The 24,251-nt window shown below is 70.5% G+C and carries 20 protein-coding genes and 3 pseudogenes; 10 read left to right on the top strand and 13 right to left on the bottom strand.

Features of this window, described 5'->3' with window-relative positions:
* The first annotated feature begins 41 nt into the window (after window positions 1-41).
* The gene (locus tag OG798_RS43565; RefSeq protein ID WP_121414286.1) at window positions 42-1,268 is read left to right on the top strand and encodes a serine hydrolase domain-containing protein; all 1,227 of its coding nucleotides are present in this window, start codon (window positions 42-44) and stop codon (window positions 1,266-1,268) included.
* A 6-nt stretch (window positions 1,269-1,274) separates the two neighbouring features.
* Here the strand turns inward: OG798_RS43565 and OG798_RS43560 are convergent, their stop codons facing one another.
* From OG798_RS43560 to ribA, 5 genes are all read right to left on the bottom strand, one after another.
* Window positions 1,275-2,426 carry a saccharopine dehydrogenase family protein gene (locus tag OG798_RS43560; protein ID WP_328758833.1) on the bottom strand — a complete coding sequence of 384 codons (1,152 nt, stop codon included), beginning with the start codon at window positions 2,424-2,426 and terminating at the stop codon, window positions 1,275-1,277.
* Window positions 2,419-3,510 carry a saccharopine dehydrogenase gene (locus tag OG798_RS43555; RefSeq protein ID WP_328758832.1) on the bottom strand — a complete coding sequence of 364 codons (1,092 nt, stop codon included), beginning with the start codon at window positions 3,508-3,510 and terminating at the stop codon, window positions 2,419-2,421. The genes OG798_RS43560 and OG798_RS43555 overlap by 8 nt, the downstream gene beginning before the upstream one ends.
* Entirely contained in the window at window positions 3,507-4,652 is a 1,146-nt protein-coding gene (locus tag OG798_RS43550; protein ID WP_328758831.1) for an NAD(P)/FAD-dependent oxidoreductase, read from the bottom strand. The genes OG798_RS43555 and OG798_RS43550 overlap by 4 nt, the downstream gene beginning before the upstream one ends.
* Window positions 4,649-5,626, bottom strand: coding sequence for an ornithine cyclodeaminase family protein (locus tag OG798_RS43545; RefSeq protein WP_097223988.1), 978 nt, complete (start codon window positions 5,624-5,626; stop codon window positions 4,649-4,651). Before OG798_RS43545 ends, OG798_RS43550 begins: the two co-directional genes overlap by 4 nt.
* 75 nt (window positions 5,627-5,701) lie before the next feature.
* Complete coding sequence (ribA, locus tag OG798_RS43540; RefSeq protein ID WP_067361698.1) at window positions 5,702-6,391, bottom strand: GTP cyclohydrolase II; 690 nt, start codon at window positions 6,389-6,391, stop codon at window positions 5,702-5,704.
* A gap of 49 nt (window positions 6,392-6,440) precedes the next feature.
* On the opposite strand from ribA, the gene OG798_RS43535 reads away from it, so the two are divergent.
* Window positions 6,441-7,244, top strand: coding sequence for a creatininase family protein (locus OG798_RS43535; protein ID WP_097223989.1), 804 nt, complete (start codon window positions 6,441-6,443; stop codon window positions 7,242-7,244).
* Between the two features lie 167 nt (window positions 7,245-7,411).
* Here the strand turns inward: OG798_RS43535 and OG798_RS43530 are convergent.
* The 5 genes and pseudogenes from OG798_RS43530 to OG798_RS43510 form a co-directional block, all read right to left on the bottom strand.
* Window positions 7,412-8,173 (bottom strand): annotated as a pseudogene (locus OG798_RS43530) (lysylphosphatidylglycerol synthase transmembrane domain-containing protein); the annotation flags it as partial.
* A 359-nt stretch (window positions 8,174-8,532) separates the two neighbouring features.
* Window positions 8,533-9,471, bottom strand: coding sequence for a class I SAM-dependent methyltransferase (locus OG798_RS43525; protein ID WP_373561092.1), 939 nt, complete (start codon window positions 9,469-9,471; stop codon window positions 8,533-8,535).
* 2 nt (window positions 9,472-9,473) lie between these two features.
* Window positions 9,474-10,760, bottom strand: a complete 1,287-nt coding sequence (locus tag OG798_RS43520; RefSeq protein ID WP_328758829.1) for a glycosyltransferase family 4 protein — start codon at window positions 10,758-10,760, stop codon at window positions 9,474-9,476.
* Window positions 10,757-11,155 carry a 6-pyruvoyl trahydropterin synthase family protein gene (locus OG798_RS43515; protein WP_266428011.1) on the bottom strand — a complete coding sequence of 133 codons (399 nt, stop codon included), beginning with the start codon at window positions 11,153-11,155 and terminating at the stop codon, window positions 10,757-10,759. The genes OG798_RS43520 and OG798_RS43515 overlap by 4 nt, the downstream gene beginning before the upstream one ends.
* Window positions 11,156-11,292: 137 nt before the next feature.
* Window positions 11,293-12,273, bottom strand: coding sequence for a zinc-dependent alcohol dehydrogenase (locus OG798_RS43510; protein ID WP_328758827.1), 981 nt, complete (start codon window positions 12,271-12,273; stop codon window positions 11,293-11,295).
* Between the two features lie 106 nt (window positions 12,274-12,379).
* Here OG798_RS43510 and OG798_RS43505 point away from each other — a divergent pair, with 106 nt between their 5' ends.
* The 3 genes and pseudogenes from OG798_RS43505 to OG798_RS43495 form a co-directional block, all read left to right on the top strand.
* The gene (locus OG798_RS43505; RefSeq protein ID WP_328758826.1) at window positions 12,380-13,186 is read left to right on the top strand and encodes a CDP-alcohol phosphatidyltransferase family protein; all 807 of its coding nucleotides are present in this window, start codon (window positions 12,380-12,382) and stop codon (window positions 13,184-13,186) included.
* A 668-nt stretch (window positions 13,187-13,854) separates the two neighbouring features.
* Window positions 13,855-14,475 (top strand): annotated as a pseudogene (locus tag OG798_RS43500) (ATP-binding cassette domain-containing protein); the annotation flags it as partial.
* Window positions 14,460-15,497, top strand: a pseudogene (locus tag OG798_RS43495) (RNA polymerase sigma factor); the annotation flags it as partial. The pseudogenes OG798_RS43500 and OG798_RS43495, both read left to right, overlap by 16 nt.
* Window positions 15,498-16,000: 503 nt before the next feature.
* Here OG798_RS43495 and OG798_RS43490 read toward each other — a convergent pair.
* Both OG798_RS43490 and OG798_RS43485 read right to left on the bottom strand, forming a co-directional pair.
* Window positions 16,001-16,303, bottom strand: coding sequence for a putative quinol monooxygenase (locus OG798_RS43490; protein WP_328758825.1), 303 nt, complete (start codon window positions 16,301-16,303; stop codon window positions 16,001-16,003).
* 332 nt (window positions 16,304-16,635) lie between these two features.
* The gene (locus OG798_RS43485; RefSeq protein WP_328758824.1) at window positions 16,636-17,598 is read right to left on the bottom strand and encodes a carbohydrate kinase family protein; all 963 of its coding nucleotides are present in this window, start codon (window positions 17,596-17,598) and stop codon (window positions 16,636-16,638) included.
* Window positions 17,599-17,846: 248 nt separating this feature from the next.
* On the opposite strand from OG798_RS43485, the gene OG798_RS43480 reads away from it, so the two are divergent.
* The 4 genes from OG798_RS43480 (at window position 17,847) to OG798_RS43465 (ending at window position 21,918) form a co-directional block, all read left to right on the top strand.
* Window positions 17,847-18,863 (top strand): sugar ABC transporter substrate-binding protein, encoded by a 1,017-nt coding sequence (locus OG798_RS43480; RefSeq protein ID WP_095851484.1) that lies wholly within the window; start codon window positions 17,847-17,849, stop codon window positions 18,861-18,863.
* 128 nt (window positions 18,864-18,991) lie between these two features.
* Window positions 18,992-19,987, top strand: coding sequence for an ABC transporter permease (locus OG798_RS43475; RefSeq protein ID WP_095851485.1), 996 nt, complete (start codon window positions 18,992-18,994; stop codon window positions 19,985-19,987).
* Window positions 19,984-20,820, top strand: a complete 837-nt coding sequence (locus tag OG798_RS43470; RefSeq protein ID WP_095851486.1) for an ATP-binding cassette domain-containing protein — start codon at window positions 19,984-19,986, stop codon at window positions 20,818-20,820. The genes OG798_RS43475 and OG798_RS43470 overlap by 4 nt, the downstream gene beginning before the upstream one ends.
* 75 nt (window positions 20,821-20,895) lie before the next feature.
* Window positions 20,896-21,918 (top strand): LacI family DNA-binding transcriptional regulator, encoded by a 1,023-nt coding sequence (locus tag OG798_RS43465; RefSeq protein WP_095851487.1) that lies wholly within the window; start codon window positions 20,896-20,898, stop codon window positions 21,916-21,918.
* Window positions 21,919-22,140: 222 nt separating this feature from the next.
* On the opposite strand, the gene OG798_RS43460 is transcribed toward OG798_RS43465, so the two are convergent.
* Entirely contained in the window at window positions 22,141-22,833 is a 693-nt protein-coding gene (locus OG798_RS43460) for a LuxR C-terminal-related transcriptional regulator (protein WP_095851488.1), read from the bottom strand.
* Window positions 22,834-22,983: 150 nt separating this feature from the next.
* Here OG798_RS43460 and OG798_RS43455 point away from each other — a divergent pair, with 150 nt between their 5' ends.
* The gene (locus OG798_RS43455) at window positions 22,984-24,117 is read left to right on the top strand and encodes a sensor histidine kinase (RefSeq protein WP_328758823.1); all 1,134 of its coding nucleotides are present in this window, start codon (window positions 22,984-22,986) and stop codon (window positions 24,115-24,117) included.
* Window positions 24,118-24,251: the final 134 nt, after the last annotated feature.

Below are 24,251 nucleotides of genomic sequence, written 5' to 3'. Positions count from 1 at the left end.
GAGGACGAGCGAGTCCGAGAGCCGCAGTCCGGAGGAGAACCATGGGACATCTGCGACAAGAGGTCGAGCCGCGCGAGGCCGGCCTTGATCCGAAGGCGCTGGCCCGACTGGACCAGCACTTCTCCCACCTGGTCGACGACCTCCGGCTGCCCGGCTACCTCGTGTCCGTGTCCCGGCACGGCCGGGTCGCGCACCTCACCACGTACGGCCACCGCGACCGCGAGGCCCGACTCCCCGTCGAGACCGACACCTTGTGGCGGATCTACTCGATGACGAAGCCGGTCACCTCGGTCGCCGCGCTGATGCTCCTGGAGGAGGGACGCTTCCGGCTCGACGACCCCGTCGCCCGTTTCCTCCCCGCCTTCGCCGACCCCCGGGTGTACGTCAGCGGGTCGGGCGCCGACATGAAGACCCGCCCGGCCGGGCAACCCCTCCTGATCCGACACCTGTTGACCCACACCTCGGGTCTGACCTTCGGCTTCTACCACTCCCACCCCGTCGACGCGCTCTACCGCGACGCCGGTCTGGAGTCGTCGGTGGCGCCGGGCGCGGACCTGGCCGGGACCTGCGACGTGTACGCGGGCCTGCCCCTGCAGTTCGAGCCGGGCACCGAGTGGAACTACTCGGTCTCCACCAATGTGCTCGGCCGCCTGATCGAGGTGGTGTCGGGGCAGGACCTCGACGCGTTCCTCGCCGAGCGGATCTTCGGGCCGCTGGGGATGACGGACGCCGGGTTCTGCGTCACCGACGAGCAGGCCGGGCGGCTCGCCGAGCTGTACGGCGAGGACGCCGAGGGCCGTATCACCCCGATCGCCGGGCTCCCTCTGCACGGCCGCCCGCGCTTCCTCTCCGGAAGCGGCGGCATGGTGGCCTCCGCGTACGACTACCACCGCTTCATGGAGATGCTCCGCCGTCGCGGCGAACTCGACGGGGCCCGGCTGCTGAAGCCGGAGACCGTGGACACGATGGCCGCCAACCACCTCCCGGGCGGCGTCGACCGCCGCACCTTCGGCAGCGCGCTGCACCGCGAGCCCGGCAACGCGGGGCTCGGCTTCGGGCTCGGGGTCTCCGTCGTGGTGGACCCCGAGATCACCCGGTCGCCGTCCAGCGAGGGCGCGTTCGGCTGGAGCGGGGTCGCCAGTACGACCTTCTGGGTCGACCCGCGCCACGACCTGACCGTGCAGTTCTACACCCAGGTCCGCCCGACCTCGTCCCACTCGATCTATCCCGAGCTCAAGCGACTCGTGCACGAGGCGGTGCTCGACTGAGCCCGGCTACCCCGCGCGCAGGGTGAAGGGCACTCCCTCCCGGGCGAGTTCGGCCAGCCACCGCTCGGAGCGCTCCGCCGTCTCCGCGGCGCGGGCGAGCCCCGGCGGGAGCGAACCGTCCAGGATGTGGCGGACCCCGAGGGCGAGCGTGCGGGAGACGCAGCGGGCCATGGCGCTCTCCTCGGCGGTGCCCACGAGGTCGAGGAGGTAGCGCCCCGACCAGGTCGCGCCGGAGCCGCCGCGCACGTCGAGACAGACGGCGAGGACGACCCGGTCACGGTCCGCGTCGGTGGTCGGATAGGTGTTGGCCAGCTCCTGGGCGAGGGCGGTGATCCGCCGGTCGTCGCCCGCCTTCAACTCCTCGAAGACCGCGTCCCAGGCCCGCAGCCAGCCGTCGAGGCGCAGGGTGCCGCGCACGAAGGTCTCCGGCTTCCAGGTGCCGGGAAGCCCGTACTGCTCGACGAAGGGCACGCTGTCGCGGTTGGGGTAGACCTCGAAGGTCTCGCCGTCGATCAGGTGGGCGCGGGTGGCCTCCCAGGGGCGGTCGGCGGTGGTCTCGGCGCCGTCCTCGACATAGCGGGCGGGCGAGCGCAGAGCGTTGAGCACGCCCGCGGGTGCCCAGCTGAAGCGGTACTTGAAGTCGTTGGGCACGGCGGGGATGCCGCCGCAGTACGAGGTGAGGCGGTACGAGGCGGCCGACCCGGCGCCGATCTCGGCCTCGGCCCGGGCGATCAGACTGTGCGCGAAGAGGTGGTCGATGCCCGGGTCGAGCCCGCACTCGGTCAGCACCACCACTCCCGCCGCCTCGGCCGCGGGCACCTGGTCGAGGACCGCGTCCGACACATAGCTGGAGCAGGCGAAGTGGGCGCCGCGCTCGACACAGACGGCGAGCAGCGGGGCGTGTTCGGGTGCGGGCAGCATGGAGACGACGACGTCTCCGGGGGCGAGCTCGGCGGCGAGCGCCTCCCGTGTGTACGCGCGGGGCTCGGCCCGCCCGGTCAGGCCCAGCGCCTCCAGGCTGCGCGCGGCACGCTCCTCGGTGCGGTGCCACAGGCGTACGCCGTCGGCGGCGTCGCAGGTCGCGGCGAGACCGCTGCCGGTGGACAGGCCCGCGCCGATCCAGTGGACGGTGCCGCTCGCGGCCGTCACCTCAGACATCACGCGACTCCCCTTCCTCTGCTTGCTCGACTTGCTCGGCTTCCTCGGCTTCCTCGGCTTCGAGGGCGCGGCACGCCTCGTGGAAGCGGTCCAGGCAGCGCCCCCACGGTCCGCCGACCCCGAACTCCAGCAGCTGGGGCAGCAGCGACGCCGAGAAGTCGACGCTCGCCTCCAGCGGCAGCAGCGACGGCAGATTGTCGATGGCGATCAGGTCGAGGGCGGGCCGCTCGCGGATGCGGCGGGCGGGGTGCGCCCAGTCCGTCGTGGTGTCGTAGATCGGCAGCACGTTCAGGGGGGAGCCGACGTCGCAGGTGACGTCGCACAGGGTGCGCAGCCGGCGGCCGGGCTCGTCGAGGTCCCTGTCCGTGAGGAAGGGCGGGATCGGCCGGGTGGTGAGCACGGTGTTGACCATCAACTCGTGCGCCAGCAGCGCCGGTCGGTCCAGCTCACGGGTCTCGGCGAGATCCCAGCAGGTGGGCTCGACCCCGGCCACACCCAGCGCCACCCGGGCACCCCGGCCGCTGCGGCCGAGCGCGCCGATGACGAGGGCACGCAACTCCCCCACCTCCGAGGCGAGTTCGGCGTCCAGCTCCTCCTTCGACATGGGCCGCAACGGTGCCTTGAGGCTGCCCCGGTGGTGCAGCACCGCCAGGGCGGCGCCCAGGTATCCGGCCCAGTAGCCGAACGCGGCGAGCCTGCGCCCGTCGTCGTGCACCAGGTACTCGATGTCCAGCAGGGCCCCGCCCCCGGCGAGGAACCTGCGGAGCAGCGCCGCTGCCCCCGGCTGCCGCTTGTAGGCATGCCCGAAGAAGACATGGCGATGTGTCAGGGCCGGTGGCCCGTCGGGGAGTTCTTTCAGACCCACGACGACCGTTTCGGGCGGCGCCGACACCCAGGAGCCCGCCTCCGCGACCCGGCAGCCGGCGTCCTCGTACGCCTCGATGGGAAAGACCCGCTGCGGCGACTCCTCGACCGTGAGCGTCACACCGCTCTCGACGAGCCGTCGGGCGTCCGAGGGCACGATCGGGGTACGCCGTTCGGTCGTACGGATCTCGTGGCGCAGCCACAAGTGGAGCTCGGTCATACGAGGTTGACCTCCGGGCGCGGGGCGTCGGCGGTGAAGCGCTCGACGCTCAGGGGGCTGATGTCGACGAAGGGTACGCGGCCCAGGTACAGATCACGGATCACCTCGCCGACCGCCGGTCCCTGGAGGAAGCCGTGGCCCGAGAACCCGGTCGCGTACAGGAAGCGTGCGCACGAACGCGCCTCGCCGATCAGGGCGTTGTGGTCCGGAGTGATCTCGTACAGGCCCGCCCAGCCGCCCGTCCGGCGCAGGTCGAGCAGGGCCGGGGCACGGCGCTCCATCGCCTCGGACAGACGGGGGATCCAGCGGTCGTGGGGCGTGGTGGCGAAACCGGGGATCTCGTCGGGGTCGGACATGCCGAGGAGGAGGCCGGGGCCCTCGCTGTGGAAGTAGAGGCTGGTGGTGAAGTCGATGGTCATGGGGAGGTCTGGCGGCAGGCCCGGGACGGCTTCGGTGACGGCGATCTGGCGGCGCAGCGGTTCCACCGGCAGGTCCACGCCCACCATCGCGCCGACCGCCCGCGACCAGGCACCGGCCGCGCAGACGACCGTGTCGGTGGCGATCCGCCCCTGGCTGGTGACGACCGCGGTGATCTCGTCGCCGCGGGTCTCGATGCCGGTGACCTCGTGGTGCCGCAGCACGGTCGCGCCGTACCGGCGGGCCCCGGCCGCGTAGCCCTGCACGACGGACTCGGGCGTGCAGTGCCCGTCGTCCGGGGAGAAGGCCGCCGCCAGCAACCCGTCGGTGGTGATCAGCGGGGACAGCCGCCGGGCCTCGGCCGGGTCGATCAGACGGCTGGGCACCCCGAGCGCGTTCTGCCGCCGTACGCCGTCCTCGAAGGCGGTGACCTCCTCGGGCGTGGAGAGCAGGAACAGATAGCCCACCCGGCGCAGCCCGATGTCCTGGCCCGGTTCCTCACCGAAACGGGCGAACGCCTCCAGACTCCGGGCACCCAGCTGGATGTTCAGCTCGTCGGAGAACTGCGCCCGGACCCCGCCCGCGGCCCGCGAGGTGGACCCGGAGGCGAGTTCGTCGCGCTCGACGAGCACCACGTCCGGTACACCGGCCCGGGCCAGGTGGTAGGCGATGCTCGTGCCCATCACCCCGCCGCCGATGACGACGACCCGCGCGCTGCCGGTCATCGGCGCGCCTCCCGGGCACGAGCGGCCGCGATCACGGCCCAGGCCGCGGCGGCGTCCTGGATGCCGAGCCCGACGCTGTTGTAGAAGACGATGTCGTCGGGGTGGGTGCGGGCCGGGTGGCTGCCGGTGAGGACCCCGCCGAGCGGGATCAGGTCGGCGCGGGTGAGTACTCCCTCCCGCAGCGCGTCCACGATCGGCCCGGCGTGCTCCGCCGCCGTCTCCGGGTCGTCGACCACGACCGCCGCCGCCCGCCGTACGACCTCCGTGTCGACCTCGCTGCGGGTGGGCTCGAAGGAGCCGACGCTGACGACCGCGCACCCGGGCGCCAGCCACGCGCCCCGTACGACGGGTGTGCTGCTGAGCGTGCAGGCGGCGACCATGGGCAGGCCCGCGACGGCTTCCTCCGCCGTGTCGACGGCCTTGGTCGCGACCCCGAGTTCCGTCGCGAGGCGCCGCGCCGCCCGCGCCCGTCGGGCCGGATTCGGGCTCCACACCCGTACGGACCGGAGGTCCCGCACCCGGGCGACGGCGCGCGCGTGGGCGAGGGCCTGGGTGCCGGAGCCGAGCAGGCCCAGCTCCGCGCTGTCGGCGGTGGCCAGCGCGTCGAGGGCGACGGCGCTCGCCGCGGCGGTGCGCAGGGTCGTGACCGCCGTACCGTCCATGACGGCGGCGAGTTGCCCGGTCACCGGATCGAGCGCGTTGATCACGGCGTGCACGGTCGGCAGCCCGGCCGCCGTGTTGGCCGGGTTGACACTGCCGAACTTGGCGACGGCCCCGGTGTCGGCGGACAGCCGGGCGAGGTAGGCGAAGACGACGCTGTCGTCGAATCGGCTGGGGTGCATGATCTTGCCGGGGAGCTCGGCGGTGCCGTCACCGAGCGCGGTGAACGCCGCGCGCTGCGAGGCGATCGCCGCATCGGTGTCCAACAGCTCCGTCACCCGGTCCCGGGAGAGGTACAGGACGTCGTCGGTCATTCCTTGTACCTTTCCCCGCGCGCACCTCTCTCACCACAGCCGACGCCTCCGGGTGACGCCCTCGGGCGCCCGCGCTCAGGAGGAGTGGGAGACCACCACGTCCAGATGCGGCAGGAAGTGGTCGAGGCGCTCCCGCTTGGTGCGCAGATAGGTGATGTTCTGCGGGCACGGCGGTATGAGCAGCGGGACCTGCTCGGCGACCTTGATGCCGTTGCGCTGGAGCGACTCCCGCTTGCGCGGGTTGTTCGAGAGCAGGCGTACGGAGCGGACGCCGAGGTCGTGCAGGATGTCCGCCGCGACGCGGTAGTCACGGGCGTCGACCGGGAGGCCGAGGGCGACATTCGCCTCGACGGTGTCGAGGCCCTCCGACTGGAGCTTCATCGCCTGCAGCTTCGCGAGCAGGCCGATGCCGCGGCCCTCGTGGCCGCGGAGGTAGACGAGGACGCCACGGCCCTCCGCGACGATGGCGCGCAACGCGGCGGCGAGCTGGTCACCGCACTCGCAGTGGGTGGAGCCGAAGGCGTCCCCGGTGAGGCACTCCGAATGGAGCCGGGTGAGGACACCTTCCTTCGTGGCGTCTTCCCCGCTGTTGCTGAGATCGCCGACCTCCCCGTAAACCAGGGCCACTTGCTCCTCTCCGCGATCGTGATCCAGGAAGCCGACCGCCTGGAAGTCGCCGTACACGGTGGGCAAAGGGGCATTCACGACTCGTTCGACACCTGTGAGGCGTGCGGTCCCGGCGAGTACTCCAAAGTTATCTGTCATGATCTGGTTCCTAAGCAGAGTCGAAAGCAGCGTCGAAAGGCCGTGAGACATGAGTGGTTCGGGAACGCGCTCGGCGGTATCCGGTCTGTTGCCGGCGGACACCACGGAGGATGTACGCGAGCGGGGGGCCGGTGTCGCCCGTGAGGTCGCCGTGCTTCCCGTCGGGAGTTTCGAACAGCACGGTGCCTACCTTCCGTTGGCGACGGACACCCTGGTCGCGTGCGCCATCGCGGAACGGATCGCCGCCGCTCATCCGGTCCATCTCCTTCCTCCGGTGACGATCTCCTGCTCGCACGAGCACGCGGCCTGGCCGGGTACCGTCAGCATTTCCGCCGTCACGCTGCACGCGGTGGTCCGGGACATAGCCGCATCGCTGCGCCACTCCGGCGTCGACACCCTGGTACTGGTGAACGGGCACGGCGGAAATTACGTGCTCGGCAATGTGGTTCAGGAATCCGTCGGCACCGGTACGCGTATGGCGCTTTTCCCGGCCATGGAGGACTGGGAGGCGGCGCTGGAACGGGCAGGTGTGGAGACCTCGTTGCTCACCGATATGCACGCCGGTGAAATCGAGACCTCCATTCTTCTGCACACGCATCCTGAATTGGTCCGGCCCGGTTACGAGACCTCTGACTTCGTCGCCGACGACCGGCGTCATCTGCTCACCCTCGGAATGGCCGGCTATACCGAGTCCGGCGTCATCGGTCGTCCCTCGAAGGCGTCCGCCGAGAAGGGGAAGGAGCTCCTGGCGGGGCTGACCGAGGCCTTCGGGGCGTACTTCTCCTTGGTGACGGCGAAGACACTGCCCACCGCCTCCGACGCGGCCCCGGCCAAGGGGACTTCCGGAGCGTGAACTTCGGCGGTCTCTGACGCTCGGCATTGATCGTGCCCTCCTGCGTTCTCCTGCCGGGGGCGCCGCAGCGCCGCGAACCACCGGACGACCAGGACCGCGACGCCGGGCAGGGCGGCGGCGAAGCTGAGCACTCCGTAGATCACCGCGACGCTCAGGCCCATGCCGGCACCCAGCCCAGCGGCGCCGAAGGCCCAGGCCATGACGCCTTCCCTGGGGCCCCAGCCACCGATGTTCAGCGGCAGGCCCATGGCGAGCAGGGCCAGCAGGGCCAGCGGCAGCAGTACGGCGGCGGAGGCGTGGGATCCGGCGACGCGGGCGGCGAGCAGGAACATCGCGAGATGTCCCGCCAGCACCACGACCGACGAGATGAGCACGCCAGGCCAGTTGCCGCGGGCGAGCAGCGCGCCGCGCGCCTCGGTGAGCGCGGCGCGGACGGCTCCGTAGCGCCGGGACGGGCCGGACCGGGCCCTGCCCCTGCGGACCGCGCCCGCCGTGACGACTCCGCACACCGAGACGATCGCCAGGATCACGGCGAATTGGCGGGCGTCCGCGAGGACCGGTGACGGGAAGGTAAGCAGGACCACCGCGCCGACGGCCACCAGGACCACCTGGCCCGCGGTCCGTTCGAGGACCACCGCGCGTACCCCGCGGCCGACGTCCCCGGTGCTCTGGCCGTGTCGTACGGCGCGGTGCACATCGCCGAGGACACCGCCGGGCAGCGCCGCGTTCAGGAACAGCGCGCGGTAGTAGTCCGCGACGGCGCCGCCCAGCGGCAGCCGGATCCGCAGTCCACGTGCCACCAGGCACCAGCGCCAGGCGCTGAACACGGTGGTCAGCAGACCGAGCCCCAGCCCTGCCAGCAGGGTCGGGCCGTCGACCCGTCGCAGGCCGTCCAGGAAGACTCCGGTACCCAGCCGCCAGAGCAGCACACCGAGAATGAGGACACCGGCGACGGAACCGATGTGCGTGCGCAGGGAGCCCCCCTTGCGGCGGGCGGGGGTCGGGTCGGCTTCCTGTCGGGCCGGGGCCGGGGGCGTCTCGGCATCGACGTGAACCGCGCCGGGGCGGGAACGGGGGAGCTCCGTCGCGCCGCGGGCCGGCGCCACGTTCCCCTCGGCGCGCGGCTCACCCGCCTCGCCACCGGTCGGTGCCGTGTCCGCCGGACTGACGTCGCCGCGCGCCGAAACCAGGTCCGCGTCGGCGTGGACCCGGACAGCGGTCGCCGCACCGCGCGGGCTGGAGGTGCCCACGTCCACGCCGACCGCTTCCGCCGTCCCCGCCGCGGCGCTCACACCGCACCGCCGGTCGGCCGCGGCAGCGCCAGTACGTCGCTGTGGTGGACCTGTACGTGCAGTTCACCCGCGGCGCAGGCGGCGAGGCGGGACTGCAGATACGACTCTGCACGGGCGGCCAGCGCGGGCTGCTCCTCGACGGCCGCGCCGACCCAGCCGCGCAGCCACTCCGCCGTGAGGTCGGCCTCGTCGGCGCCGAGCCGCCAGGGGCTCGGATGCACCCGTACCGTCGCGCCGTGCCGGTCGAAGGCCTCGCAGGCCGCCGTGATCGCGTCGGGGCCGAGCAGGTCCCCGCGCCGCTGGTGGGCGTTGAACGCCTCGGCGAACTCGGCGTCCAGCGGATCGGCCGGTGTGAACTCGACGCGCCCCACGACGGAGAGCGTGAGCAGGGCCGGCACCCCGGCGCCGGCGCAGGCCGCCGCGAGCCGGTCGATCTCCTCCCGGGTCAGCACGTCGAGCAGGGCGGACGCCGTCACCAGGGACGCCCCGGTCAGGGCGTCCGCGGTCAGCCGGCCGATGTCACCGCGCTGGGTGGTGACCGTCACCCGGCTGCCGTCGGCGGCCGCGCGCGGTGCGCCCACGGTCGCGAAATGCAGCAGATAGGGGTCCCGGTCGTGCAGGATCCAGTGCTGGGCGCCGTCGAGCCGGGGGGCGAGCCAGCGGCCCATGGAGCCGGTGCCGCAGCCGAGGTCGTGGATCACCAGGTCGCCGCCGCGGCCCGGCCGGTTGGCCAGCCGGATGCGCAGCGGGTCGAGCAGTTCGGGCGCCCGCGCGGCGGCGTCCGCGGGCTCCCGCAGCTGGAGCCACTGGGGGGCGTAGCGGGGCACGTCGTCGTCGGGCGCGCTCGCGCGCTGCCCCGGAACCCCGGACACACCACCCTGCACGCCCACCTCCGACACGCCCTGTTCCGGAACTCCCGACGGAGTCGCAGTCATACTCATGCCGCCCTCCGAGGCTGCTGCGGAAGACGTCCCAGCACACCGGCCAGGCTGCGGGCGGTGGTCGCCCAGCCGTCCAGTGCGGCCCGGCGACTGCGCGCTGCGGCCTTCAGCCGACGGCGCACATCGGCCTCGCCGAACCAGCCGCGCAGTTCCGCGGCGAGCGCCGCCGGGTTCTCCGGGGGTACGAGGATGCCGGGGACCCCGCCGTCGGGCGCGCGCCCGACCGCCTCGGGGAGCCCGCCCACGTCGGTCGCCAGCACCGGGATCCCGCGCGCGAGCGCCTCGGTGACGGCCATGCCGTACGTCTCGGCGTAGGAGGTGAGGACCATGAGGTCGGCCGCCGCGTAGCTCGCGTCGAGTTCCGCGCCCGCCTGCGGTCCCGCGAGGTGCAGCCGGTCGCCGAGTCCGTACTTCTCGATCAGGCCGCGCAGCTGGGCGACGTACGTCGGGTCCTGGGTGAGTCCGCCGACGCAGACGCAGCTCCAGGGCAGGTCGGTGACGGTGGCGAGGGCCTCGATCAGCCGGTGCTGGCCCTTGCGCGGGGTGACCGCGGCGACGCACAGCAGCCGGGAGACGCCGTCGGTGCCGGAGGCGAGGGGCGCGATGTCGGCGCCCGGGGCGGCGACATGGACCCGTTCCGGGGCGAGCCCGTGGTGGGCGACCAGTCGGCGGACGGCCCAGTCGCTGGTGGCGACGACGGCGGACACGGCCCGCAGCGTCGCCCGTTCCTTCGCGTCCAGCTCGGCGGCCACGGCGGGCGCGAGCCCGGTCTCGTCGCCGAGCGGCAGGTGCACCAGGACGGCGAGACGCAGCCGTTCGGCCTCGGGGACGATGATCTCGGGGACGCCGCAGGCGACGAGCCCGTCGAGGAGGACGACCGAGTCGTCCGGGAACTCACTGAGCGTGCGGGCCAGCTCGGTACGGGCGGAGGCCGACGGCCGGGGCCAGCTGCCCGCGACGGCGTGCTTGTGGACCTGCCAGCCGAAGCCGGGCAGGTCGAGGCAGAGCCGCCGGTCGTAGGCGTTGCCGCCGCTGGGCGCGGACGTGTCGTCGACACCGCCCGGCATCACGAAGTGCACGGAGCGCAGGGACATGGGGATGATCTCGGCGTTCTTGAGAGCCGTGTGCTGCACGGGCACGTAGTTCAGGGCGGTCTGGTCGCCGTTCGCGGCCGCCTGGCCGGACTTCGCAGACGCCTGGCCGGTCTTCGGGGACGCATGCCCGGACTTCGGGGACGCCTGGCCGGTCTTGGGGGACGCCTGGTCCATGGTCGTGTCGGTCACAACGCACGCTCGTAACTCGCCCAGGCGATGTGCGACTCGTGCAGGGTGACCGTGATGCCCGCGAGGCCGTGGGCGCCCTCACCGAGGCCCCCGGCGTGCACGCGCTCGGCGAGGCGGTCGGCGATGACCTTCGCCAGGAACTCCGTCGAGGTGTTGGTGTTCTTGAAGTCCGGTTCGTTGTCGAGGTTGCGGTAGTTCAGCGCGCTCACGACGGCGCCGAGTTCCTGCGTGGCCAGACCGATGTCGACGACGATGTTGTCGTCGTCCAGCTCGGCCCGGCGAAATGTGGCGTCCACCAGGAACGTCGCCCCGTGCAGGCGTTGCGCGGGCCCGAAGACCTCGCCACGGAAGCTGTGGGCGATCATCAGGTGATCGCGGACGGTGATGCTGAACAACGGACGACCCTCCAGGTGCGGCACGTCTGATCCCCTGCCGGGACCATGCCGTGTAGTACGGCTGCCCCGTTCTCCTTGTTCAGCTGCCTGTTCCCCTTTCTTTGCAGTTTTTGGAGGTCAGGCAGGCTGTTCAGCGCTCAAACGCCTTCGTAGACGACGCGATGGCACAGGCCGGGTATCGATCCGGAGGCCAACTTCGGCATCACGTCGGGCAGTTCGTCGAAGCCGCACTCACCGGTGACGAGCGCGTCGAAGGCGGGCTCGGCGAGCAGTTCCAGGGCGAGTGCCAGCCGATCGGCGTACGTCCGACTGGCGCGCCGCGCCGGGGAAACGGAACCCACCTGGCTGCTGCGCACGACCAGGCGCCGTGAGTGGAAGGCCTCGCCCAGCGGCAGGCTGACCCGCCGGTCGCCGTACCAGCTCATCTCCAGGACGGTGCCCTCCTGGGCGAGCAGCTCCAGCGACCGGGTGAGCCCGGCCTCGGTGGCGCTGGCGTGGACGACGAGGTCGCACTCGCCCGCGGCGTCCGCGGGAAGCGCGAAGTCCACGCCCAGGGCGCGCGCGATGTCGGCGCGCGCGGGGTCGGCGTCGACGAGCTGGACGCGTACGCCCGGGAAGCGGGCGAGGAGCGCGGCGATGGAGCAGCCGACCATGCCGCCGCCCACCACGGCGATCCGGTCGCCGACCAGCGGTGCCGCGTCCCAGAGGGCGTTCACCGCGGTCTCCACGGTCCCGGCGAGTACAGCGCGCGGGGCGGGGACGGAGTCCGGTACGACGGTCACGGCGCTCAGCGGCACGACGTAGCGCGTCTGGTGCGGATACAGGCAGAAGACGGTCCGGCCGCGCAGACCCGCCGGGCCTTCTTCCACCTGGCCGACGCTCAAATAGCCGTACTTCACCGGTGCGGGGAAATCCCCTTCCTGGAACGGTGCACGCATCGAAGCATGCTGACTTTCCGGAACGCCGCCGCGAAAGACGAGGGTCTCGGTGCCCCGGCTCACTCCCGAGTAGAGCGTCCGCACGAGCACCTCCCCCTCGGTGGGGGCCGACAAGGCGACCTCGCGTATCTCGGCGTGGCCGGGCGAGCTCAGCCAGAAGGCACGAGCTGTGAGTTCCATGAGCGTCCCCCTGAACGATTCAGCAGATCTTCACGTACGGAGCGGTGACAAGCCGCGCACTGTACGCGGCGTTGATCGACTCTGTCATACGGCCGGAGGATGTGCGGTGGCCCTGAACAACACGTACGACGCGAGGCTCTTGGCGCAGGAGACCACGGTGGGAGCGGGTCTGCAGCTCCTGGTGCTGGCTCTGCTGGGCACAGCGATCGGGATGGGGCCCGCGGGCTGGCTGACCGGTCTGGCCTTCGCGCTCGCCACCTGGGCGGTGCTGACCCGTGCCCTGCGTCGCTCACGGCCCCGTTCCTTCGGACCGGCCAATCGGGTGACGCTCGGCCGGGCCATCCTGGTCGGCGGGGTCACCGCCCTGGTCGCGGACTCCTTCGAGAGCTCGCCCCCGGTCAGTCTGCTCGTCGGTCTCACGGCGGTCGCCCTGATCCTCGACGGGGTGGACGGCAAGGTCGCCCGTCGCACTGGCACCTCGACCGCGCTGGGCGCCCGCTTCGACATGGAGGTGGACGCGTTCCTGATCCTGGTGCTGAGCGTGTACGTCTCGATGTCGCTCGGCCCGTGGGTGTTGCTGATCGGCACCATGCGGTACGCGTTCGTGGCGGCGGCCCGGGTGCTGCCCTGGCTGAACGCGGCCCTGCCGCACAGCATGGCGCGCAAGACCGTGGCGGCCCTTCAGGGGATCGTGCTGCTCGTCGCGGGCGCCGGGATCATGCCCCTGGAGGGCAACGCCGCCGCGGTGCTCCTCGCGCTCGCCTCACTCATCTGGTCGTTCGGCCGTGACATCACCTGGCTGTACCGCCACCGCCACCCTGTCGAGGAGCGGGAGCAGGAGGCGGAGCGGGCGCAGGAGCAGGAGCAGGAGCAGCAGGTGCGGGACGACGTCCGCGAGCTCGTCGAAGCGTGAGGTCGCGGCGGCGGGCGGAGCGTCATCGAGGGCGGAACCAGTCGATAACGATTCGACAACCGCACGCTCTACCGCGTCGTAGGGTTCGGACATGTGAAAGACCGACTCGTCATCAAGGGCGCCCGCCGGCACAACCTGCGTGACATCTCCGTGGAGTTGCCCAGGAATGCGCTGATCGCTTTCAGAGGAGAAGTCGCCGTCCGAGGGCGCCGTCGCGCCGTGGACGAACACGACCGGCGCCGAGTAGTTCACCCGGCTGCTCGAAGCGGTGGCCGGCGGCGGCCAGGTTCAGCACCGCCGCCCCCTGGCGTCAACTGCCCGACGCCGCGAAGAAGGTGGTACTGCACGGGTTCCGGGAGCAGGTCCACATCACCTGCCCGGCCTGTCGCAGCGCCCGGTTGAAACCCGCTGTGCTCGCCGACGCCGTCGTCGCGGAGATCGGCGAGCGACCGCGGTTCCTTCTCGACGTCGGGCCGGGCGCGGGCGCGCACGGCGGACACGTGGTGCACTCGGGTACCGCGCGCGAACTCCTCGACCATCCGACCTCCCTCACCGACGCCTGCCTGTCCGGCCGACGGCGGATACCGCTGCCCGCGGCACGCAGGCCCCGCACGGAGGGGCGCGCGATCACCGGTGTCGAGCAGATCGACAAGGTGGTCCAGGTGGACGGCCGCTGCGAGCACTGCTACGGCGACGGCACCCGCAAGGTCGAGATGAACTTCCTCCCTGACATCTACGTGCCGTGTGAGGTGTGTCACGGAGCGCAGTACAACCGGGAGACCCTGGACGTACACTTCAAATGCAGGTCCATCGCCGACGTACTGGGCATGGCCATCGAGGACAGCCTGGATTTCTTCGCGGAACACGCGATCATCTCCCGGCACCTCAGGACGCTCCATGACGTGGGTCTGGGCCATGTGAAACTCGGCCAGTCCGCCACGACGCTCTCCGGCGGCGAGGCACAGCGCGTCAAGCTCGCCGCCGAACTGCAGAAACGCACCAAGGGAAGAACGCTCTACGTCCTCGACGAGCCGACCAACGGCCCGCATGTCGACGACGTCCGCCAACTGCTGGCCGTGCTCCACCGACTCGTCGACCAAGGCAACACGGTCGTCGTCATCGAGCACGACCTCGACGTGATCAAGACTGCCGACCGGATCGTCGACATCGGTCCCGAAGGCGGCCACCGCGGCGGCACAGTGATCGCCGAGGGCACCCCCGAACAGGTGGCGGCCCAGCCTCGGTCCTACACCGGGCAGTTCCTCCGACCGCTTCTGGAGAGGAGTTGAGCGCCATGGAAACGGACACTCAGGCATGGGAACTGGAGTCGCCCAATCCCGCCGCGTATGCGGACGAGGACGACGACGCGCCCAGCCCCCGGCTCACCTCCGGCGGCGCCACGATCGATCAGGTGCGCGACTACCTCAAGCAGATCGCCCGGGTCTCCCTCCTCGACGCCGAGAAGGAGGTGGAGCTGGCGAAGCGGATCGAGGCGGGCCTGTTCGCCGAGCGGAGGCTGACGGAAGAGCCGCACATCAGCCCCGAATTCCAACGCGAACTGGAGATTCTCGCCGCGGACGGACATGTGGCGAAGTCCCATCTCGTCGAGGCGAACCTGCGCCTGGTCGTCTCCATCGCCAAGCGGTACAGCAGGCGGGGAATGCTTTTCCTGGATCTGATCCAGGAGGGAAACACGGGACTGATCCGCGCGGTGGAGAAGTTCGACTACACCAAAGGGTTCAAGTTCTCGACCTATGCGACCTGGTGGATCCGGCAGGCGATCTCACGCGCCCTGGCCGACCAGAGCCGGACGATCCGCATTCCCGTCCACATGGTCGAGGTCATCAACCGCATGGCCAAGGTCCGCCGGGAAATACTCCAGGACACCGGGGCCGAACCCACACCGGAACAACTCGCGGACAAGCTGGACGTCCCCGTCGAGAAGATCACCGAGATAGAGGGCTACAGCAAGCAGCCGGTCTCACTCCACACCCCGCTCGGCGAGGACGGCGGCACGGAACTCGGTGACATCCTGGAGGACAGCGAGACCATCTCCCCCGCGGACATGGTCACTTTCCTCCTCCTCAAGGACGCCATCCAGGCCGTCCTCGCGAACATGACCGCACGCGAGGCCGGGATCATCTCCCTGCGCTACGGCCTCATCGACGGGCAGGCCCGGACCCTGGAGGAGATAGGGCAGGTGTACGGGGTGACACGTGAGCGCATCCGTCAGATCGAGTCCAAGACGATGTCCAAACTGCGCCACCCCTCCCGCTCCCAGGCCCTACGGGACTACCTCGACGTCAGCTGATCCCCCCACTCCCGCAACGGGTGTCGCAGGTTCGAATTCTGCCGGGGGCAGAGCGAGAAGGGCCGGCTCAGGAGGATTCACCTCCCAGGCCGGCCCTTCACCCTTTCCGGCGCCGTGCCACACGCGTGCCACTACGTCCGGGTGGAGTCCTTGTCGACCTTGCCCGAGGGGTCTCCCCCACCGTCGCGGATCATCGCGCCAAGCCGGTCGGCGATGGCCCGATCACGATCATTGGTCATGTGCTGATAGATCAGCGCGGCCGGTGCCAAGGATCGACGAACCGGTACAGAGGCGAGCCCCATCCGTGCACGGGGCTTGACCCAAGGCCTGATGCCCCCTGCCCCCCTACTTGTACACAGGCGGGCCGTTCCGCCACAACTGCTCCGGCACCTCCGCGACCCTGTGGTACATGCGCGCGTACAAACCCCGTCGACCCGGAGTCGGAGCAGCAGTTCGATCTTTCTGCGCTCCAGCTCCGGGTCGCTGCCGGTGTTCAGCGCCCGTTACGGATGCGTGGCCAGCGGATCGAGGAACGTCAGTACGGAGGCGTCCTCCTCGATCAGCGGGGTGAGGGCGGCGTTGAACGGGGCACCGTACGGGGCGTCCAGGTGCGTCTTGAAGGCGTCCTCGTCCCGGTAGACCTCGAAGATCCAGTATCCGCGCGGGTTTGCCGCCTTGGTGTAGACGTCGAAGGCCAGGTTGCCTTCCTCTTCGCGCACCCTCAGAGCGTAGTCCCGGATCAGGCGGGCGACCTCGTCCTCCGCTCCCTCTCGGGCGGTGAACTCGGCGAGCAGGGTCTTCTTCACGGTTCCGTGTCCTTGTCAGTGAGCGAAGTCGAGGTGCCAGGCGACGGGCTTGTCCAGATTCAGCGAGCCGATCCCTCGCATGCGGGCATGCCGGGTTACGCGTACAGGGCTCAGGATGTCTCCTTGTCCCCCTGCTGTCCGCGCAGCGGTGACTGCGGCCCCGGCGCGGACGGACCGAAAGCCCCGGGCCGAGGCCGGCGTCCACGCCGCCGACCAGAGGTGTCATCGTCGACTTGTGTCATCGATGACATCGAGTGTCCGATTATGAAGCGCAGTCCGGCCAGTGCGTCAACGGTTCGGGCGCGATTGCTCCGGTGCGGACCGACAGACCATCAGGCGTCGCCGACGGTCGCGAACTGCGCCAACTGGTTCGACCACGGCGGGTTGGGGCCGGCAACCGCGCAGGTCAGGGCCGCGACCTGCGCGGCGAACAGGCAGGCTGCCTCGACGTCGCCGAGACGCAGGTCCGTCAGCCTGCCGCCGAGGAGTCCGTGGGTGCCGAGGTGGTGCAGCAGTCCCGCGGTGAAAGAGTCACCTGCACCGACCGTGTCGACGACCGGCGTCGCCACCGCGGGCACCTGCACCCGCTCCCCGTCGAGTGAGGCCAGGGCGCCGTCGGCACCGCGCGTGATCACGACGAGCCGCGCACCGGCGGCATGCCAGATGTCGCACGCCTGCTCGGGCGGTGTTCCGGGCAGGAGGAGTTCCAGGTCGTCCTCGCTCAGCCGCAGTACATCCGCGAGGGCACACCAGTGCGCCAGCCGGGCGCGGTAGACCTCGGGGTGCACCAGGAGCGGGCGGACGTTGGGGTCGATGCTGATCGTGGCCCGAGGCACGGCGGCAGCCAGGAAGTCCTCCAGCACGGCCGCACCAGGCTCCTTGACCAGGGCCAGCGAGCCGGTGTGCACACAGGCGGTGTCGGCCAGGTCGACGCCGACCAGCTCCGCACTGGTCCACTGCCAGTCGGCGGTGGCCTGCGCATGGAAGGAGAACGCAGCCTGACCCTCGGCGTCCAGTTCGGCAACAGCCAGCGTGCTGGGCTCGGCGGCCGCGACGGCGTACGACAGGTCCACGCCGGACGCCTCGAGATGAGCCCGGAACATGCGGCCGAACACATCGCCGGACAGGCGTGCCAGGAAGCGGGCCGGGGTACCCAGCCTGGCCAGGGCCACCGCCGTGTTCGCAGGTCCGCCACCGGGCAGCACCCGCAGGGCGAGCTCATCCGGGACGCTTGCGGGTTCGGTGAAGGCGTCCGCGACGCACTCCCCCAGGACGGTGATCTGGCGCGGGCTCATGGGCTGCTCTTCTCTCGGAATGCGCGGACAGAAACAAGCACGTCCCGGGCAGCCGGTGAACGGCTTCGGGCGGACGACGGCCGCGGGCGTTGCCGATTTGTGACGGGTGCAAGGCATTGACGTTGCCGGGGAACGGAGTCCATCATCCTCGCCAAGCAGTGTCAACGATGACATAAGTCAACGATGACACCGAGGGACGGCATGCCCCGATGCCGGCCCGTTCGCCCGCAATCCCGCAGGAGTCGTTCATGTCACGCATCTCTCGTCTGCCCTCCCCCTTGATCAGAGCCGCTGCCTGCACGGGTGTCGCAGCCCTCGCCCTGACCGCCTGTGGATCCGGATCGGGATCGGGCACTGCGAGCACCGGATCGGGCAGCGTCAAGGTCGGTCTGATCACCAAGACCGACACCAACCCGTTCTTCGTGAAGATGAAGGAGGGCGCGGAGAAGGCAGCCAAGGAGAACGGCGCCCAACTGTCCACGGCGGCAGGCAAGTTCGACGGGGACAACGCAGGTCAGGTCACGGCCATCGAGAACATGGTCGCCGCCGGCGTGAAGGGCATCCTGATCACCCCGAGCGACTCCAAGGCGATCGTGCCCGCGATCCAGAAAGCCCGCGCCAAGGGTGTCGTGGTCATCGCCCTGGACACCCCGACCGAGCCGGAGAGCGCGGTCGACGCCCTCTTCGCCACCGACAACCTCAAGGCCGGCCAGCTGATCGGCGAGTACGCCAAGGCCGCCATGAAGGGCAAGACGGCGAAGATAGCCGCCCTCGACCTCGCGCCGGGTGTCTCCGTCGGCGTCCAGCGGCACAACGGATTCCTGAAGGGCTTCGGCGCCACCGACAAGGACGTCGTGTGCGCCCAGGACACGGGTGGCGACCAGGCCAAGGGCCAGACCGCGATGGAGAACTGCCTGCAGAAGGCGCCCGGCATCAACGTCGTCTACACCATCAACGAACCGGCGGCCCTGGGCGCGTACACCGCGCTGAAGGCCAAGGGCCGGGAGAAGGACGTCCTGATCGTCTCGGTCGACGGCGGCTGCACCGGCACCCAGGCCGTCAAGGACGGCAAGATCGCCGCGACTTCGCAGCAGTACCCGCTGAAGATGGCCGCCGAGGGCGTCAAGGCCGTCGTGACGTACGCCAAGGACGGAAAGAAAGCGTCCGGTTACACCGACACCGGCGTCACGCTGATCACCGACAAGGCACAGGACGGGGTCACGTCGAAGGACACCGCCTACGGCCTGGACAACTGCTGGGGCTGAGCCGCTCACCCGCCCCTGGCCGCCATTTCCAAACCCCTCAGCGGGACGGCCGGCCCCACCTCCCCGACCGGGGACGGCCGCCCCCTTGTCCTCCCACCGGGACCTCTGTCTTCCGACAAGGACTTCGCATGACAGCCACGACCACGCCGTACGCCGAGCTCAAAGCGCCGACCACGGCCCGCAGACTGCTCACGGCACCGACCACCGGCCCTCTGGTCGCCCTCCTTCTCGCCTGCGCCTTCTTCTCCCTCTCGACCGACCAGTTCCTCACCGGCGGCAACTTCTCGCTGATCGTGCAGCAGGTGATGGTCGTCGGCACCCTCGCCATCGGGCAGACCCTGATCATCCTCACCGCGGGCATCGACCTGTCCTGCGGAGCCGTGATGGCGTTCGGCAGCATCATGATCGCCAAGATGGCCGCCGAGGGCTCCCTGCCGCCGCTCGTCGCCATCGCGCTGGGCATAGCGGTCTGCGCGGGCTTCGGGCTGCTCAACGGGCTGCTGGTGCAGAAGATCCCGCTGCCGCCGTTCATCGTCACCCTCGGCATGCTCAACGTGGCGTTCGCGCTGACCCACATCTACTCCGAGGAGCAGACGGTCACCAACCTGCCCGGCCCACTGACGGCCCTCGGGCTGACCTTCCCGCTCGGCCACACCGACATCACCTACGGCTCCCTGGTCACCATCGCCCTGTTCCTCCTGCTCGCCTACGCGCTGAGCAGCACCGGCTGGGGCCGGCACGTCTACGCCCTGGGCAACAGCCAGGAAGCGGCGCGGCTGAACGGCATCCGCACCTCCCGGCTGACGATCGGCATCTACACCGTGGCGGGTCTGCTGTACGGGATCGCCGCCCTGCTGCTCATCTCCCGCACCGGAGTCGGCGACCCCCAGGCGGGACAGACCGACAACCTCGACAGCATCACCGCCGTGGTCCTCGGCGGCACCAGCCTCTTCGGCGGACGCGGCTCGGTCCTGGGCACCTTCATCGGCGTGCTCATCGTCGGCGTGTTCCGCAACGGTCTCCAGCTGATGGGCGTCGCCTCCATCTACCAGACCCTGATCACCGGTGTTCTGGTGATCCTCGCGGTGACCGTCGACCAGCTCTCCCGGAAGAAGGCCCGATGACCGCCACCACTTCCCCCACGCCCGTGCTGCAGGCCCGTGGTCTGGTCAAGCGGTACGGCCAGGTCACCGCCATCGACGGCGCCGACTTCGACCTGCTCCCCGGCGAGGTCCTCGCCGTCATCGGCGACAACGGCGCCGGCAAGACCAGTCTGATCAAGGCCCTCACCGGCGCGGTGGTCCCCGACGCCGGCGAGATACGCCTCAACGGGAAGCCCATCACCTTCTCCGGCCCGCAAAGTGCCCGCGCCCACGGTATCGAGACGGTCTATCAGGACCTCGCGGTGGCGGCCTCCATGGACATCGCCTCGAACATGTTCCTCGGGCGTGAGCTCCGCCGTCCCGGCGTGCTCGGCAGTGTCTTCCGCATGCTGGACAAGAAGCGGATGCGGCAGGAGGCCGCCGAGCACATGGCCGACCTGAAGATCGGCCTGCGCTCGCTGACGCAGTCGGTGGAGACGCTCTCCGGCGGACAGCGGCAGGCCGTCGCGGTCGCCCGTTCCGTCGCCTGGGCCCGCAGCGTCGTCGTCATGGACGAGCCCACCGCAGCCCTCGGCGTCAAGGAGTCCGGTCAGGTCCTGGACCTCATCCGCCGCGTTCGCGACAAGGGCATGCCGGTCGTTCTGATCAGCCACAACATGCCCCACGTCTTCGAGATCGCCGACCGGATCCACGTCCACCGGCTGGGCCGGCGCGCTGCCGTGATCAAGCCGTCCGACTACTCCATGGCCGAGGTCGTCGCCATCATGACCGGCGCGCTCAGCATCGACGAGGCCGGAGATACTGTCGTAGCGGATTCCAAGGCCGCGAAGGCCGCCGGAGTCCAGGCCACCTGACAGCACAACCCAGCTCTCGCAGTTTCCGGCCGAGGCCGCGGCCGGAACCGAGAGCCCTCAGGAGACGGTTTCTCCATGGCAGCGAACCGCCGCCCCACCCTGGCCGACGTCGCCCGCGAAGTCGGCGTCAGCGCCAAGACGGTCTCCCGAGTCCTCAACGAGGACGGACCCGCTTCCGCGCAGACCAGGGAACAGGTACTGGCCGCAGTGGCCAAGCTCGGCTTCCAGCCGAACCTCATGGCCCGCAACATCCGCGTCGGCGGCCCGGACACCACCATCGGCCTGGTCATTCCCGACCTCGCCAACCCCTTCTTCGGAGCCGTGGCCCGCGCCATCGAGGACACCGTCCGCGACCGCGGACTGACCCTGCTCATGGGCTCCTCCGCGGACGACCCCGATCGCGAACGCGCCCTGACGGACAAGTTCCTCGCCCGGCGGGTCAGCATCCTGATCGTCGTTCCGTCCGTCGGCGCCGACCACTCCCACCTCAAGTCCCACCGCACGGCGGGACTGCCCGTCGTCTTCCTCGACCGCCCCGGAGCCGGCCTCGCCACGGACAGCATCGTCAGCTCCAACCGCGCCGGAGCCCACGACGGCGTCGCCCACCTCATCGCCCACGGTCACCGGCGCATCAGCTTCGTCGGCGACCTGCCCCCGAAGCTGTACACCCGCCGTGAACGTCTGGCCGGCTACCGCTCCGCGCTGCAGGAGGCCGACATCCCCTACGACCGCTCACTCGTCATCAACGCCCACGACCAGCAGGGCGCCGAGGCCGCGACCTCCCAGCTCCTCGGCCTGGCCGATCCCCCCACTGCCCTGTTCGCCGGCAACAACATCATGGCGCTGGGCATCGTCGCCGAACTGGCCCGCAGCAAGCGCAAGGATGTCGCCGTCGTCGCCTTCGACGACGTATCGCTGGCCGAGGCACTCGAACCGGCCCTGACCGTCGTCGCCCAGGACGCGGAAGAACTCGGCAGAACAGCGGCGACCACGGCGCTGGCACGACTCGACGGCGACCGCTCCCGCGCCCGCACCATCACCGTTCCCACACGACTGATCGTCCGAGGCTCGGGGGAGCAACCCGTGCCCAAGCCATAGGCGGCTCACCCTGTCGGACGACCGGCAGGGACCACGCTCTCGGGGTGTTTTCCCAGCTCAGATTGACGGAGGCCGTCCGGCTGGCTGCCTTCATTCTCCTCGGCGTCCATGGCCTGGGTGAGCTTGCCGGGACCGAAGCGGAACTTCGAGGAATCGTGGAAGGCGAGGCGGGACAGTTCGACGGACGGACCAGAGGGCCGCGCGCTCGATCTCCTGGCGTTGTCAAGCGTGTTGGGGCAGTACGGTGTCGGGCTGGTCGCCGAAACCGGCGTCGCGTGCGCGCAGTACGGCGGCGGCCCGATCGTGCACCTCCAGTTTGCTGAAGATGCGGGAGACGTAGTTGCGTACGGTCTTCTCCGCGAGGAAGAGGCGCCGGGCGATCTGACGGTTGTTCATGCCGTCCGCGAGCAGTTCCAGTATCTCGGTCTCCCTGCTGGTCAGTTGGGAGAACTCGGGCGGCTCGGGAAGTCTTTGCATGGTGGCGAAGAACCTGCTGAAGCGAGCCGCGATCGTCGGGCTGAACGCGGCACCCCCGCGCGCCACGATGTGCAGGGACTGAAACAGTTCCTCCGGGGACGCGATCCGCGCGAGATACCCGTTCACGCCGAGACGGAGGGCGGAGACGATCACGTCGTCGTAGTCGTTCTGCGACACCACGACGATCTGTGGCCGTGACTTCTCCTGGCGGTACAGGGAGACGATCCACGCAACGTTCCTGCAGATGGCGCGTTTTGACGGCGGTTCACCTATGAGCACGACGTCCGGGCGGAGCGGGTTGTTCTCCAGACATCGAAGGCCGTGGGACTCGTCGACCGCTGTGCCGATGAGGTTGACGCTGTCGTCCTGTTCGACGATCGCCTCGAGTCCGGCCAGGGACACCGGGTCCTCACTGAGGATGAACAGGTTGATCCGCATAGCTTTGCACCCCCGTGGTAAGCGTTGAACGCCTGCAGAGACGGTGACAGCCTAAGCAGACGAATCGGACGGACCGCACCGACTTAGGCGGTCATGGGCCTGTTCCGGCCGTGTTGGACGTCCGGCTGATCAGGCGCATAGGTTCGGGACATGGGAGATGTCTCGCGCCGACGCCTGGTCCTCCTCGACGGGGCGGCGGCCCTCGGGTTCGCCCTGCTTCCGCAACTGACGCTGGTACGGCCCGACAGCGGCGGTGCGCCCGGTGGCCTGACCGTGTCGCTGCTCTCGTTCGCCACCGCGCTGCCGCTCGCCGTACGGCGGCTGTGGCCCGTCCCGGTGTTCGCGATCGTCCTCGTCGCGTCCTGCGTGGCGCTGGCCGCCGGTCTCGGCCCTGCCGTCTTCCTCTCCGCGGCCTACGCCCTGTACCTGGTCGCGACGACACGGCGACGGCAGCTGGGGCGGTCGGCGGTGATCGTCGGCGGGGCGAGCACGGCGGGCGCGGCCCTGCTGACGGTGACGGGCGGGCAGCACTACACAGGCGGCACCCTGGCGGTGCAACTGCTGTTCGGGCTCTTGGTGCTGGGGGCGACGTGGGCCGCAGGGACGGCCGTACGGGAGCGACGCGAGAGCCTGCGGCGGACCATCGTGCAGGCGGCCGAGCAGGCCAAGGTCGAAGAACGCATGAGGATCGCCCGGGACATCCACGACGTCGTCACCCACAGCGTGGGCCTGATCGCGATCAAGGCCGGGGTTGCCAACCACGTCATCGCCACCCACCCCGAGGAGGCCAGAGAGGCCCTCACAGTCATCGAGGACATCAGCCGCAGGGCGTTGCGCGACATGCGGGCCACCCTCAAGGTGCTGCGCCGGGAACCCGTCGACCAGCAGCAGGACCTCCAGCCGGTCCCCGGGCTGTCGGACCTGCCCTCTCTCGTCCGTACGGCCGAGGCGGCGGGCGTCAGTGTCGACCTGCGCTCCGACTGCGCCGAGGAACCGCCCGACGGGGTCGCGCTGACCGCGTTCCGGATCGTCCAGGAGGCGCTGACCAACGTCGTCAAACACGCTGCCCCGACCCGCTGCCTGGTCAGCGTCACCGCGCAGGACGGCGTGCTGACGATCGGCGTCACCGACGACGGCCCCGGACCCGGGCACCGGCCGACCGTGCCCGGCGGCGACATGGGGCTCGTCGGGATGAGGGAACGGGCCGTCGCGCACGGCGGGACCCTCACGGCGGGCCCCCGCCCCGGCGCGGGCTTCCGGATCCTCGCAACACTGCCGTACTAGTGCCACGCCAACCGCCATACATCCCGCCCACCGCATATGGCTGAAACGGTCTCATACTGCGGTATGGGTCCGGTCCGCGAAACCGGCCCGTGCCGTCCCGACCCCGGTCCGATGTGTGGTGCGGCCGGCGCGGC

Source organism: Streptomyces sp. NBC_00271 (assembly GCF_036178845.1).
In the GTDB taxonomy this organism is placed as follows: domain Bacteria; phylum Actinomycetota; class Actinomycetes; order Streptomycetales; family Streptomycetaceae; genus Streptomyces.
Note: the sequence above shows the minus strand (reverse complement) of the source record. Positions and strands in the feature narration are given on the sequence as shown.